This is a genomic window from Pseudoclavibacter sp. RFBI5 (assembly GCF_002931395.1).
In the GTDB taxonomy this organism is placed as follows: domain Bacteria; phylum Actinomycetota; class Actinomycetes; order Actinomycetales; family Microbacteriaceae; genus Pseudoclavibacter.
In genome coordinates this window covers 1226448-1238627 of sequence record NZ_PSYA01000010.1, presented here as the reverse complement: position 1 = coordinate 1238627, position 12180 = coordinate 1226448, and the positions used below count along the sequence as shown (strand labels likewise).

General features: G+C 69.8%; 11 protein-coding genes and 1 tRNA gene. 5 read left to right on the top strand and 7 right to left on the bottom strand.

Annotated features, from left to right (window positions below):
• The gene (locus C5E06_RS12660; RefSeq protein WP_104307058.1) at window positions 1–588 is read right to left on the bottom strand and encodes a tripartite tricarboxylate transporter TctB family protein; all 588 of its coding nucleotides are present in this window, start codon (window positions 586–588) and stop codon (window positions 1–3) included.
• A 211-nt stretch (window positions 589–799) separates the two neighbouring features.
• Here C5E06_RS12660 and C5E06_RS12655 point away from each other — a divergent pair, with 211 nt between their 5' ends.
• Window positions 800–1648 (top strand): MurR/RpiR family transcriptional regulator, encoded by an 849-nt coding sequence (locus tag C5E06_RS12655; protein ID WP_104241832.1) that lies wholly within the window; start codon window positions 800–802, stop codon window positions 1646–1648.
• Complete coding sequence (locus C5E06_RS12650; RefSeq protein WP_104307057.1) at window positions 1645–2898, top strand: MFS transporter; 1254 nt, start codon at window positions 1645–1647, stop codon at window positions 2896–2898. The genes C5E06_RS12655 and C5E06_RS12650 overlap by 4 nt, the downstream gene beginning before the upstream one ends.
• 70 nt (window positions 2899–2968) lie before the next feature.
• Here C5E06_RS12650 and C5E06_RS12645 read toward each other — a convergent pair whose 3' ends face one another.
• The 3 genes from C5E06_RS12645 to C5E06_RS12635 all read right to left on the bottom strand — a co-directional run bounded on the left by C5E06_RS12645 (window position 2969) and on the right by C5E06_RS12635 (window position 4575).
• Window positions 2969–3796, bottom strand: a complete 828-nt coding sequence (locus tag C5E06_RS12645) for an SDR family NAD(P)-dependent oxidoreductase (RefSeq protein WP_181062971.1) — start codon at window positions 3794–3796, stop codon at window positions 2969–2971.
• An 89-nt stretch (window positions 3797–3885) separates the two neighbouring features.
• Complete coding sequence (locus C5E06_RS12640) at window positions 3886–4428, bottom strand: DinB family protein (protein WP_104307056.1); 543 nt, start codon at window positions 4426–4428, stop codon at window positions 3886–3888.
• Window positions 4429–4503: 75 nt separating this feature from the next.
• Window positions 4504–4575, bottom strand: a tRNA-Arg gene (locus C5E06_RS12635).
• Window positions 4576–4833: 258 nt separating this feature from the next.
• Here C5E06_RS12635 and C5E06_RS12630 point away from each other — a divergent pair.
• Genes C5E06_RS12630 through C5E06_RS12625 form a run of 3 tightly spaced genes read left to right on the top strand, consistent with a single transcriptional unit; the run spans window position 4834 to window position 10512 of the window.
• A complete protein-coding gene (locus C5E06_RS12630; RefSeq protein WP_104307055.1) occupies window positions 4834–8946 on the top strand; it encodes an ATP-binding protein in 4113 nt (1370 codons plus the stop codon).
• 2 nt (window positions 8947–8948) lie between these two features.
• Window positions 8949–9191 carry a hypothetical protein gene (locus C5E06_RS19345; RefSeq protein WP_181062970.1) on the top strand — a complete coding sequence of 81 codons (243 nt, stop codon included), beginning with the start codon at window positions 8949–8951 and terminating at the stop codon, window positions 9189–9191.
• A complete protein-coding gene (locus C5E06_RS12625; protein ID WP_104241824.1) occupies window positions 9184–10512 on the top strand; it encodes an MFS transporter in 1329 nt (442 codons plus the stop codon). Before C5E06_RS19345 ends, C5E06_RS12625 begins: the two co-directional genes overlap by 8 nt.
• Before the next feature lie 187 nt (window positions 10513–10699).
• On the opposite strand, the gene mscL is transcribed toward C5E06_RS12625, so the two are convergent.
• Genes mscL through C5E06_RS12610 form a run of 3 tightly spaced genes read right to left on the bottom strand, consistent with a single transcriptional unit; the run spans window position 10700 to window position 12122 of the window.
• Window positions 10700–11137, bottom strand: a complete 438-nt coding sequence (mscL, locus tag C5E06_RS12620; RefSeq protein WP_104241822.1) for a large conductance mechanosensitive channel protein MscL — start codon at window positions 11135–11137, stop codon at window positions 10700–10702.
• Between the two features lie 44 nt (window positions 11138–11181).
• Complete coding sequence (locus C5E06_RS12615) at window positions 11182–11484, bottom strand: FmdB family zinc ribbon protein (RefSeq protein WP_104241820.1); 303 nt, start codon at window positions 11482–11484, stop codon at window positions 11182–11184.
• A gap of 59 nt (window positions 11485–11543) precedes the next feature.
• Complete coding sequence (locus C5E06_RS12610; protein ID WP_104299299.1) at window positions 11544–12122, bottom strand: 5-formyltetrahydrofolate cyclo-ligase; 579 nt, start codon at window positions 12120–12122, stop codon at window positions 11544–11546.
• Window positions 12123–12180: the final 58 nt, after the last annotated feature.

Genomic DNA, 12180 nt, shown 5'->3' with positions numbered 1-12180 from the left:
TCAGAGTCCAATCCAGCTGAGGGGAGCGATGCTCGCGTGCGGCAGCGCGGTGTTGAGCCACACCTCGAAGACGAGGCGCGAGAGGCCCGTCACGACGAGCGCGACGAGGAGGGAGATCCACCAGCGGCGCCCACCGACGAAGATGAGGACGGTCGTGAGCATGAGCACCATGACGACCGAGTAGCCGAGGAGGGGGAGGAGTGCGGCGCCGAGGGCGACGCTTCCGACGATCGTGCCGATCCGGAGCCACGCCGCCTTGTCCGGCAGCGACTCGTCGTCCATCTCGTCGCTCTCTTCTCCTTCGAGGAGCGCCTCGAAGGGTGCGTCCGTCCCGATCGAGCCGGTCGCAGTCGGGAGATCCGGGAGGTGCGCTGGGGGCGCGCCGCGGACTCGCTCTGCGGCGAGGCGGAGGGCCCAGAGGAGGCCGGCACCGCCGACGAAGACCGCGGCGACGAGCGGCATGAGGCCGGCTCCGACCCCGGTATCCGCGGTGAGGCCGTAGCTCATCGCGGCGCCGCCGAAGGCGATTGCCGCCACGACGCAGGTGGCTGCGATGCCCCATTCGGCTCTGATCCTGTTCGATGACATCGTTGTCCTCCGCCTCTCTGCGGTTCGAATCCTGGTGCGTTTCGGGAAAGCCCTGCTCCCGGAGCGTTCGCCCCTTCGAGTGAACTTGCAACCTTGCACATGCTTGCAGGATTGTGGGAGAGTGTCAAGCAGAGCAAGAAAAGCTGGCACTGTGTTGCTGTGAGCAGCGGCAGTTGCACGGGCAACAGCATCCACTCAATGAGGAGTCCAGGTGAGTTTCAGATCGGTCATCGCCAGCAGCACCAAGCAGCTGAGCAGCTCAGAGCGCAAGGTCATGGCCGTGCTGCTGTCAGGCGAGCGCGTCTCGGAGGCGCCGGCGGCCGAGATCGCGCAGCGCGCGGGCACCCACGAGTCGACTGTCGTCCGTCTGGCGCAGAAGCTCGGCTACCGCGGCTACCCCGACCTGCGAGCCGATCTGCAGCGGGATGAGGGCTCTGAGGCTGCCGAGCAGGAGAGCTACATGCGGGCAGAGTCGGGCCACGACCTCTACTCGTTCGCGAGCGATGAAGCGGAGGCGCTCGAACGGCTCGCGAAGTACGTGCCGCAGGACGTCATGGAGGCCGCGGCTCGAGCGATCGACGCGTCGACGACGATCTACGTCTTCTCGGACGCTGACGACGAACGACCCCTCCGTGATCTCGCGGCGAGGCGTATGCGTCGGCTCGGGTTCACGGTCGTCACGCTCGAGAACAGCGCGAAGGACCTCGCCGAGAACATGGTCGGATTCGATGGTGATTCGACGCTCATCGCGTACGCCCTCAGGGAGGCGTCGATCCGTCTCGCCCCGCTCATGTCGGAGTGCCAGCGCCGAGGCGGGAAGGTTGTGCTCATCAGCGACGTGCCCGGTTTCCACTTCCGGCCGAACCCGGACCACCTCATCGCGGCTCCTCGCGGCGACGACAGCAGCTACCGCACGCCGCTGGTGCCCATCGCTCTCACCTATTCGCTCCAGCTCGCCGTGTTCCACCTCGACCGCAGTCGCTACGCCGCAGTGCGCAGCCAGATCGAGGACCTGACCAGGCACTTCGGTGGCTCCGAGGAAGCTCCCCGGCGTCCATGACGGGGCGGCGACGCCGACCCGCAGCAGGCGGTGAGCAGCCGTGGCGCTTCGCGCTGAGCGTCCAAGCGGCGCTGCTGCAGTCAGCGTGGGTGGGCGCGCGTCTCATGATCGGCTACAAGGCGGTCGAGCTCGGTGCGACGGGGTTCGCGCTCGGGCTCGTCGCGGCCTCGTTCGCGGCGCCTGCACTGGTGGCGGCGCTTCCGGTCGGACGGCTGTCTGACCTGATCGGGGGAGCGAGGGTCGCGCTGCTCGGCGTCGCCGTCTTCGTGAGCGGCCCAGTCCTGCTCTGCTGGGCCAACGAGCTCTGGATCCTCGTGGTCGCGGCGGCGACGACGGGGATCGGCAGCCTCTTCGTCATGATCGGGCAGCAGACATTCACGGCCCATCGCGGACGCGACGGCACCAGCGACGGCACGTTCGCGGTGCTCACCACCGCCGCATCCCTCGGGCAGCTCGTCGGTCCGCCCATCGTCACCCTGACCGCCTCGGTCGGGGCCGTCGAGGCGAGTGCCCCTGACACTGTGCTCGGGGCGATCGCCTGCATCGTGCTGGTGGTGCTCGGACTTCTCGGCACGCCGGCGCTGCTGCGCGCCGACCGGCAGTCCGCAGCGGCGAAGCATGCCGAGGCCGAATCCGCGACGGATGCGAGTGGCGGGGTGCCGAAGCGGCGCCCCCGTCTCGTCGATCTCGGCAGGGGCAACGGTCTGTGGCGGTCGGTCGCCGTGAGCGCCGCCGTCCTCGTGACGGTCGATCTCCTGTACACGTTCGTTCCCCTGTGGGCTTCGGAGAAGGGTGTGTCGAGCGTCGCCGTGGGTGCGCTGCTCGCCGTCAGGGCCCTCGTGTCCGTCGTCTCGAGGGTCGGGCTCAGCCGGCTCGTGTCCCGCTTCGGGCGCAAGGCGCTGCTGCTCGTCTCCATCGGCTGCGGCGTGGGTGCGCTCGTCGCGTTGCCGTTCGTCGCCGCGCTCGGCGCGATTCCCGTCATGGTGGCACTGGGTGTCGCCCTCGGCATCCCGCAGCCGCTCACGATGTCGTGGGTGGTGCGCATCACGCCGAAGGAGGTGCACGGGCAGGCGCTCGGCCTGCGCATGACGGCGAACCGTTTCGCGCAGATCGTGCTGCCGCTCGGCATCGGAGCGGTCGCTGGGCCACTCGGCGTGAGCGTCATCCTGTGGGCGAACGCGGCGGTGCTCGCGGCCGCGCTGCTCATCGTGACCGGGGCGAGCGTCGATGACGAGGAGGCCCCGCGCTGAGGTCGGGCGCGAGGGCCGTGTGCGCAGCGCATCGGCCCCACCCCAGCTTTCGCCGCGGCGGGGCCGAATCTCACTGGGGGAAGCGAGGGTCCTGGCTGTAGTCGTCGAGGCGGGCGGTCAGGGCGGCGTGCACCTGGGGTGGTGCGTCGTCGCCGATGAGCACACGCAGTCGAGTGTCGCCGGGGTCGCCGACGTGCGAGAGGATCGCCTCCGCCGCAGACGCGGGGGAGGTGCCGCTCGGTTCCACACCGGCCGGCGGCGCAGGCCAGGGGACGCTCGGCGTTCCGAAGAGCTGCGTGCGCAGGTCGTCGTAGGCGCCGATGGGCGTGCTGAACTGCATGCTGCCTCCGGCCCAGTCGGTGCCGAGCTCGCCCGGCTGCACGATCGTCACTCGGATGCCGAAGCCGGCGACCTCGGCGGCCAGCGCTTCGCTGAAGCCCTCGAGTCCCCACTTGGCCGCGTTGTAGAGGCCGAGCGTCGGCACAGTGCCGACCGCGCCGACCGTCGAGATCTGCACGATGTGGCCAGCGCCGCGTGCCCGCATCCCGGGCAGCACCGCCTGGCTGAGCCAGAGCGGTCCGAGGAGATCGGTGTCGATGATGCTGCGAGCTTCCGGCTCAGTGACCTCCTCGGCCGCGGCGATAAGGCCGTACCCGGCGTTGTTGATGAGAACGTCGACGGCCCCGAAATGCGAGGAGGCCCGCTCGACGACGTCGAAGGCCGCCGCTCGGTCACGGACATCGAGCGGGAGGACCAGCAGTCTGTCGTGCTCCGGGAGTGAGTGCTCGCCGCGCACCGTCGCGACGACGTTGTGCGACGCGCCCAGTGCGGCGAGGGTCAGGGCGCGTCCGAGTCCGCGGTTCGCGCCAGTGATCAGCCAGGTCTGCGCTGTGCTCATAGCTCGACGCTAGGCGATGATCCTCCCCGCACGGTGTATCGACGCAGCCGAGCCGAGCCGAGCCGAGCCGAGCCGAGGCGCGGGACCCCCTACTCGCCGACGCTCCCGTCGATCGCCTCGCGCAGCAGGTCGGCGTGGCCGTTGTGCCTGGAGTACTCCTCGACCATGTGGATGAGGATCCACCGCAGGCGAGGAATCCGGCCGTCCGAGAACCCCTTCGCGGCGGGGTAGGCGAGGCCCCCGGCGCGGAACGCGCGCTCCGCGGCGGCCCGCGCGCGTGCAACCGACGCCTCCCACTCGGCGAGCAGCTCGGCTGGCTCCTGCGCGCCCGCGGCGTCCCACTCCCAGTCGGGCGTCTTCGTCCAGTCGACGGACGCCCACGGCTCGCGTTGCTCCTCGCCGAAGAGGACAACCCCGAACCAGTCGTCCTCCACGTACGTGAGGTGCTTGACGAGGCCCCCGAGCGTCATGCTGCTCGGCGGCAGCGTCCTCGACAGTTCGGCCGAGCCGAGGCCCGAGAGCTTCCAGGCGAGCGTCGCCCGGTGGAAATCGAGAAAGCCGTTGAGCGTCGACCACTCGTCCTCACCGAGGGGCGGCTCTGGGCGGTCCTGCGCGTCGAAGATCGTCGTCATCGTGCGAGTCTAGGCACCGCCATCTGGCGAGCCGTGAGTCTGGCACATGCGCAGACTGCCGCACGGAATGAAAAGTGCCCCTGGAGGGACTCGAACCCCCAACCGTTTGCTTAGGACGCAACTGCTCTTCCATTGAGCTACAGAGGCTGGCGCGACAATGCTACCGGTGCTGGCGGCCTCCCGTGTGCAGTGGTGCCTGATTTCGGGACGAAAAGTTGGTCGAGGTGCGGGCGACGCACGCGCGCCTCCACCCGCCGAAGGGCCCAGACACCTACAGTGTCACGCGTGTGGGGTCTGTTTCGTAAACGAGGTTCAGAGCCGGGCGACGCGAAGAGCGACGGTCACGGCTCCGGCAAGGGTGCGCCCACAAACAATGAGACGGAGCCGATACCCGACCTCAGTCCAGTGCGCGAGCGCCTCGAACGTGAGCGTGAGGCGCGCGACAGCGAGGCCCGCGAGGCGGACGACGATCTCGATCTCGGACGCGACCACGAGGACGGCGTCAGGGCACGAGGTGGCGACGGCCCGAGCCTCACGCGAGGCCGTTCCTGGGTCGCAGATGCGGTTGCGCACGAGCGCAGGACCCACCCGGTTCCCTCCGCCGACGAGGAGGCGCTCACTGCGCTCGACCTCGAACGCGCCGAACAGGCGAGGGCGCTCGAAGCCGCAGTCGACGCGGCGCAGGATTCATGGCTGCACGAGCTCGCGCAGCTCGGCGGACCATCCCCTCTTCTCGACTTCGCCGACGAACCCGGCACGTACGTCGAGCTGACCAGCGCGCACCCGGGCGGCATCGCCCCCTTCGCGGCGGGCAAGACCGTGCTGCTGTCTGCCCTCGTCCGCGAGCACTCCTCGTTCCGCGGGGCGCGCGACGCGGCCGACCTCATCGCGCAGAAGGGCACCGAGCTGCTCGCTGGCCGCGGCATGAGCACGATCCAGCTGGCCACGGGCTTCGCCGAGTGGACGCAGGACGGCACCCACTTCCGCGCCCCCATCCTGACCCGCACGGTCGACCTGCGCCGCGCGGGCCGCGACTACGAGTTCACCCTCAAGGGCCCCAGCCGAGTGAACGCGTCCCTTGCAAGGCACCTCGCGCAGCACTTCGGAGTGCGTCTCCCGGTTGCCGAGCTACTCGAGCTGGCGAAGTCGAACGACGCCTTCCTCCCGCAGCACGTCTTCGACCGCATGCGCGCACTCGGCGCATCCATCCCGCAGTTCACGGTCTCGGCGCGCGCCGTCATCTCGAGCTTCGGGGAGGTCGCAAGCGCCATGCTCCGCGACACGAACGAGCTCACGCACCCCGTCCTGCGGGCACTCGCCGGAGACGAGGAGGCGCGCCAGAAGGTGGCCGCCGTGCAGCCGGCTGAGCAGCGGCCGAGCCCTGACCGCCGCGACCCCGTGGGGGACCGGTTCCTCCTCGACGCGGACACCGAGCAGGAGCGCGTCGTCGACGCCATCGCTGCCGGCAACTCGGCCGTCATCAACACCATGCCGGGCACAGGCCTCACGCAGACCGTCATCAACGCGCTCGGTCTGCTCGTCGCCGACGGCAAGCGCGTGCTCGTCGTCACGCCCCGTTCCGCGAGCATCCGCGCCATTCGGGCGCGCCTCAAGAGCGTCGGACTCGAGGGGCTCGCCGTCACGCCGCGCACCCTGCGCCGCGACGCGATCGCCTCGATCTCGCGCAACGAGAAGGCCCGCAAGCCCGCGATGCACGAGCTCGACGACGCCCTCGTCCGCCTCCGCCACGTGCTCGCCGACTACCGCGACGCGCTCGTGCACCCCGACCCCGCCCTCGGCGTCTCGGCCCTCGACGCGCTCGAGGAGCTCTCCCGCCTCGAGCTGCGCGAGCAGCCGCCGACGACGACCGCTCGACTCGACCGCGACGCCATCGAGGCCATCGCGACTGGCCGCGACGCCATCGCCCGCCAGCTGCGCGCCGCCGGCGAGCTCGGCCAGTTCAAGTACGGCCCGGACGACTCGCCCTGGTACGGCGTCTCCTTCGAGTCGACCGATGAGGCGAACCGCGCGCAGGAAGCCGCCATCGAGCTCGACGCCGGCACCCTCGTCGAGGTCATCGACCGTGCCCAGGAACTCGTCGGACGCACCAGGATGCGCCCGGCAGAGACCTACGGCGAGCTCGGCATCTACCTGCGCCTCCTGCTCGACCTGCGCGAGACCCTCGACCGGTTCCGCCCCGCGGTCTTCGACCACTCGCTGACGGACGTCATCCACGCCACGAACCCGAAGCGCGACGGCAGCGACCTGACGTCGGCCCGCCGCCGCCAGCTGCGCCAGCTCGCGAAGGACTACGTGCGGCCCGGCGTCGTCGTGGACGACCTCCACGAGTCGCTCAAGCTCGCCCAGCGCCAGCGCATCCTCTGGCACCGCTACGTCACGGACGGCTCCACGCCGACCGTCCCGACGGGCATCTCCGACGTGCGCAAGTTCCACCGCGAGGTCGCGGAGAAGCTGCGCCTCCTCGACGAGCCGCTCGTCGACGCCGGAGCCGTCTCGCTCAGCGAGCTGCCGCTGGCCGAGCTCCCCGCGCGCATCACGGAGCTCGCGGCCGACAGCGAGGTGCTGCACAACCTCGTCGAGCGCCTCACCATCATCGAGCGCCTCGAGAACCTCGGCCTCACGCCGCTGCTCGAGGACCTCTCCGAACGCCACGTCGAGGCCGAGGCGCTCGGCGACGAGCTCGAGCTCGCCTGGTGGCAGTCGGTGCTCGAAGATCTCCTCGACCGCGACAAGGCGCTCCTGAACGCCAACACGCGAGTCGTGACTCGCCTCGAGAGCGACTTCCGAGTCGTCGACCAGGCCCACACCGACCACTCGGCCGCCCAGCTCGCCTGGCAGCTCGCCGAAGCGTGGAAGGTCGCCATCGTCGACTACAGCGAGCAGGCGGATGCGCTCCGCCAGCTCCTGCGCCGTCCCGGCGTCCCCTCCACGAAGCTGGCCGTCGAGGCCGGCGACGTCTCCAAGAGCATCGCCCAGCTGTGGCTGACCACCCCGTACGACGTGCCGCTCGTGAGCGAGCGCATCCACTTCGACACGGTTGTGCTCGTGGATGCTGGAACCATGTCGATCGCCGAGAGCATCGGCGCGATCCGCAGAGGCGACCAGGTCGTCGCATTCGGCGACCCCGTCACCCAGTACCCGACGCCGTTCACGGTCGCCGTGACCCGCCCGGCGGCGGACAGCACCGACGCGTGGGGGCTGCGCCACGAGCACGCCGTCGGCGAGTCCGTGTATTCGCGGCTCGCGGAGTTCCTGCCGGAGCACGCGCTCACGCGCAGCTATCGGGCCGGCGGCGAAGACCTCGCGGAGCTCATCAACAGGCGCTTCTACAAGGGGCGCATCCGCTCCATGCCGTGGGCGGGGACCCTGCTCGGGCACTCGAGCCTCAGCTTCTCCTTCGTCGAGAACGGCACGGGCCTGCCTGACCCGATCACGGGAGGGGTGGAATCCACCGACGGCGAGGTCAGCCGCGTCGTGGAGCTCGTCGTCGACCACGCCGTGCACCGGCCCCGCGAATCGCTCATGGTCGTCACGGCTTCCGCGCTGCACGCCCGCCGGGTCGAGCAGGCGGTCTACTCGGCCGCCTCGCGCCGGAGCGACATCGCCGACTTCTTCACGGCAGCACGTGGGGAACCGTTCACGGTCACCACGATCGAGCTGGCCACAGCGCAGTCGCGCGACCGCGTGATCTTCTCCATCGGCTTCGGCCGTACTCCCCACGGCCGTGTTCTCGCGAACTTCGGAGTGCTCGGCACCGAGCTCGGGGAGCGCGCGCTTGCCGTCGCCATGACGAGGGCGCGTCGCTCACTCGTCATCGTCTCGTGCATCCGCCCCGGCGAGCTCGACCCTTCGCGCATGTCCCGGGGAGTGCTCGGACTCGCGCAGATCCTCGGAGAGGCAGAGACCAAGGGCGATGCGCCGAGCGCGGGCCCAGGCCTCGAGCAGGGCGCAGGCGAGGAGACGCCAGCCTCCGGCGACGACGGCACCGAGGGCGACGACCGCGAGGTGGAGGCGCCGCCCATGCTGCTCGATCTCGCGAACCGTCTCGAGTCGTTCGGCATGACGGTCGAGCTGTTCCACCGTGGCCGCGTCCCCCTCGCCGCGGCGTACAAGGGGCGCGCCATCGCGATCGACACCGACGGCCTCGACCTGAGGATCGCGGGCTCGGCCGACGCGACGCTGCGGGAGACGTTGCGTCTGCGCCCTGAGCTCCTCAAGCGCCTCGGCTGGTACTACCTGCGAGTGCACTCCTTCGAGCTCTTCGCGCACCCGGAAGCAGTGGCCCGACGCATCGCGAAGGCCCTCAAGGTGCCGCTGCCTGCGGAGACCGCGGTTGTCACGGCCGGTTCCCTGCAGGGCGAGCTCGGTCAGCTCACCTCCGGTGCCGCAGCCCCGAGCGGCGCGGCATCCAGGGCCAACCTCGAGTCGGTCACCCTGCCGGACGGGAACCAGCAGATCGCTATCGGCCGCCCTGGCGAGCCGGGCGGTGCGAGCTGAGCGTGAACCCCGGCACGCCTGCACCACGGAAGCCGCGACGCCGAGTCACCACGGAACCACCTCCCGGCAGCGATCCGAACCCCCAATCGCCTGACGGCTCGAACGGGCCCGCCGTGCTCGCCGGCGAGGATTCGCCCGCAGCCTGGGGCGACGCACCCGTCCGCTACGCCGACGACCGGGTGGAGAGCCCCCGCGGGCCCAACGACGACCGGCTGCGCGCCGACAAGCCACCGCACTATGGCTGAGCGGGCGATAGAGCCGAACGACCCGACGGTCCCCGGCTCCGACCCCGAGCATCCGACGACCGGCCAGGTCCCCATCGTCTCGAACGCCGACGACGCGCGGCCGCCCATCCCCGCCGAGATCTGGGTCCTGCTCGTCGCGACCTTCTTCATCGCGATCGGCTTCGCGCTCATCGTTCCCGTCCTCCCGCAGTACGCGTTGAGCTTCGGCGTCGGCGCGACGCTCGTATCGGTCGTCGTGAGTGCATTCGCGTTCATGCGACTCGTCTTCGCGCCCGGGGCGGGAGCTCTCATCAACCGGTTGGGGGAGCGGCGCATCTACGTCGCCGGACTGCTGATCGTCGCCGCCTCCACCGCTGCCGTCGCGTTCGCGCAGGACTACTGGCAGCTGCTCGTGTTCCGTGGACTCGGCGGAGTCGGATCGGTCATGTTCACGATCTCGGCGGCCGGCATGATCGCCCGCTACTCGCCGCCGCAGATCCGCGGCCGCATCTCCGCCCTCTGGGGTGGCATCTTCCTCGTCGGGAACATCGCGGGCCCGGCGGTCGGCGGGGCGCTTGCCCAGTTCGGCATCGGGGTGCCGTTCCTCGTCTACTCGGGAACCCTCGTGATCGCGGCGGCCATCGTCGGCATCATGATGGGCCGCGCCCACCGCATCACGGCGAAGAAGACCGCCGAGGAGGCCGGCCTGCACGACGCCGGCGACGACCGTGCGCCCGCGGCCAAGAAGCTCGAGCCGAAGTCGCTCCGCGAGGCGCTCCAGGACTCCGCGTATCGCGCGTCCCTCGTGTTCGGCTTCGCCAACGGATGGGCGAACTTCGGGGTCCGCACCGCGATCCTCCCGCTGTTCGTCGCGACGAGCATCAGCCAGGAACCGTGGGTCATCGGCGTCGTCATCGCGGTCGGTGCCGTTGGGAACGTCGTCTCGCTCCAGTACGCCGGCCGGAAGACCGACCGCATCGGGCGAAGGCCCTTCATCCTCGTCGGACTCGGCGTCTCCGCGGTCGCGATGTTCGCCACCGCGTTCGCCGGCGACATCGTCACGATGCTCGCCCTCAGCTTCGTGCTCGGGCTCGGCTCGGGATTGGCCGCGCCCGCCGAGCAGGCGGTCATCTCGGACATCATCGGCTACGGCCGCAGCGGTGGACAGGTGCTCTCCACCTACCAGATGACGCAGGACGCCGGCAGCATCCTCGGCCCCATCGTCGCCGGCGTCATCGCCGACCTGTTCGGCTTCACCTGGGCGATCATCATCTCCTCGATGATGCTCGCCATCGCCTGTCTGTCCTGGGTGTGGGGCCGCGAGACGTTCCGCTCGTCCTGAGCCGACCCACCGTCAGCGCTGGAAGCGCTGGAGGCGACGTGGCGCGCGCTTCGGTGGCGGCATCACGGCTGGATGCGACGTGCAGCGTCTGCATGCAGAGACAGGAACGCCGCCGGGGTGACCGGCGGCGTTCCTGTCTCTTCGCAGTGCTCCGAGCTGGTAGCGCTGCTGCGCTGAGCGCGGCGTCCTAGGAGCGGGTCTCGGGGCCCTCGCCCTGGAGCTTCGCGGGTGCCTCCTGCTGTGCCTTGAGAAGATCGCGGATCTCCTCGAGCACGTCCTTCTCGGTGACCGCGGCCTCGACGGCAGGCTTCGGCTTGCCGTGGATGAGACGGTAGCTCATGTCGTTGAGCTTGTTGATCGGCAGGATGATCGCGAAGTACACGACCGCCGCGATCAGGACGAACTGGATGATCGCGGCGATGACCGCGCCGAAGCCGATGGGCACCGTGCCGATCGTGACCGTGGCGGCCGCGATGTCGTCCGCGTTGAACAGGGCGGCGATGACCGGGTTGAAGATGCCATCGACGATGGCGTTGACGATGCTCGTGAACGCTGCGCCGATGATGACGGCGACGGCAAGCTCGATGACATTGCCCCGCATGATGAATTCGCGGAATCCCTTCATGGGGTCCCCTTTCGTTCGGTGCTGGAGTGCTGAGTCGTGTCAGTTCAGGACGCGGCGGGGGAGCTGCTGCCGCTCGAGGCGGCGGCGGGTGCCGGTTCCTTCTTGGTCGCGGCGGGCTTCGCCTCCGCGGAAGTCGAGGCGGAGGAAGAGCTCGAGCTCTTCTTCGCACTGGCTGCGGAATCGGTCCGGTAGAAGCCGGATCCCTTGAAGGAGACGCCGACGGCACCGAAGACCTTGCGCAGCTTGCCTCCGCACTTGTCGCAGACGGTGAGGCTCGCGTCAGCGAACCCCTGCTGGATATCGAAGGCGTTGTCACATTCGGTGCAACGGTATGAGTAGGTAGGCATAATCTCGCTTTCGGGACCAGAACAGCATAATCGCGCGAGAGAGCCGGCGGGGAAATGCTTCAGAAACGCCGGATTCCCGATGGGGTGACGACCCCATCCACTCGCTCGTCGTGCACTTCGCGGGGAACGACCTCGAGGAGCTCGTCGTCGTAGACGACCGCGTAGACGGGCGGGCGGCCGGCCATGGAGCCGAGCGTGCGGTCGAAGTAGCCGCGACCCCAGCCCATCCGGTAGCCGTCCAGGTCGACGGATGCGGCGGGGATGATGAGCAGGTCGGCGTCGCCCAGGGCGATGGGGCCGAGGAGATCGCCCGTGGCCTCGGGGAATCCGAGCTCGTGCGGGCGCTCAGACTGCCCGTCGGAGACGACCCAGTCGAGGAGCCCGTCCTCCCGCGTGACGGGCAACAGGACGGTGATGTCAGCTGCACCGGCCCAGGCGAGGAAGGGCCGCGTGCTCGGTTCGAATTCGCCCGACAGGTAGCAGGAGATGCGCGTCGCGCCGTGCTCGGCGACGAGCTGCTGCAGGCGGAGGGAGATCTGCTCCCCGTGCTCTGCCAGGAGCAGTTCCCCGTGGCTGCGGCGGCGCTGTCTGGTGTCGGCGCGGAGTGCTCGTTTCTCGGTCTTCGCATCGGTCGACATGGGAACGAGCCTAGCGAAGCGACCCCTCGCGGGTTGGGGAGAGCTTGGGCGAGAACCC

What these genes read in the sequence shown, in the direction of transcription:
- C5E06_RS12660 (WP_104307058.1), bottom strand. Translation starts at nt 588, where the DNA reads ATGTCATCGAACAGGATCAGAGCCGAATGGGGCATCGCAGCCACCTGC.
- C5E06_RS12650 (WP_104307057.1), top strand. Translation starts at nt 1,645, where the DNA reads ATGACGGGGCGGCGACGCCGACCCGCAGCAGGCGGTGAGCAGCCGTGG.
- C5E06_RS12645 (WP_181062971.1), bottom strand. Translation starts at nt 3,796, where the DNA reads ATGAGCACAGCGCAGACCTGGCTGATCACTGGCGCGAACCGCGGACTC.
- C5E06_RS12640 (WP_104307056.1), bottom strand. Translation starts at nt 4,428, where the DNA reads ATGACGACGATCTTCGACGCGCAGGACCGCCCAGAGCCGCCCCTCGGT.
- C5E06_RS12625 (WP_104241824.1), top strand. Translation starts at nt 9,184, where the DNA reads ATGGCTGAGCGGGCGATAGAGCCGAACGACCCGACGGTCCCCGGCTCC.
- mscL (WP_104241822.1), bottom strand. Translation starts at nt 11,137, where the DNA reads ATGAAGGGATTCCGCGAATTCATCATGCGGGGCAATGTCATCGAGCTT.
- C5E06_RS12615 (WP_104241820.1), bottom strand. Translation starts at nt 11,484, where the DNA reads ATGCCTACCTACTCATACCGTTGCACCGAATGTGACAACGCCTTCGAT.
- C5E06_RS12610 (WP_104299299.1), bottom strand. Translation starts at nt 12,122, where the DNA reads ATGTCGACCGATGCGAAGACCGAGAAACGAGCACTCCGCGCCGACACC.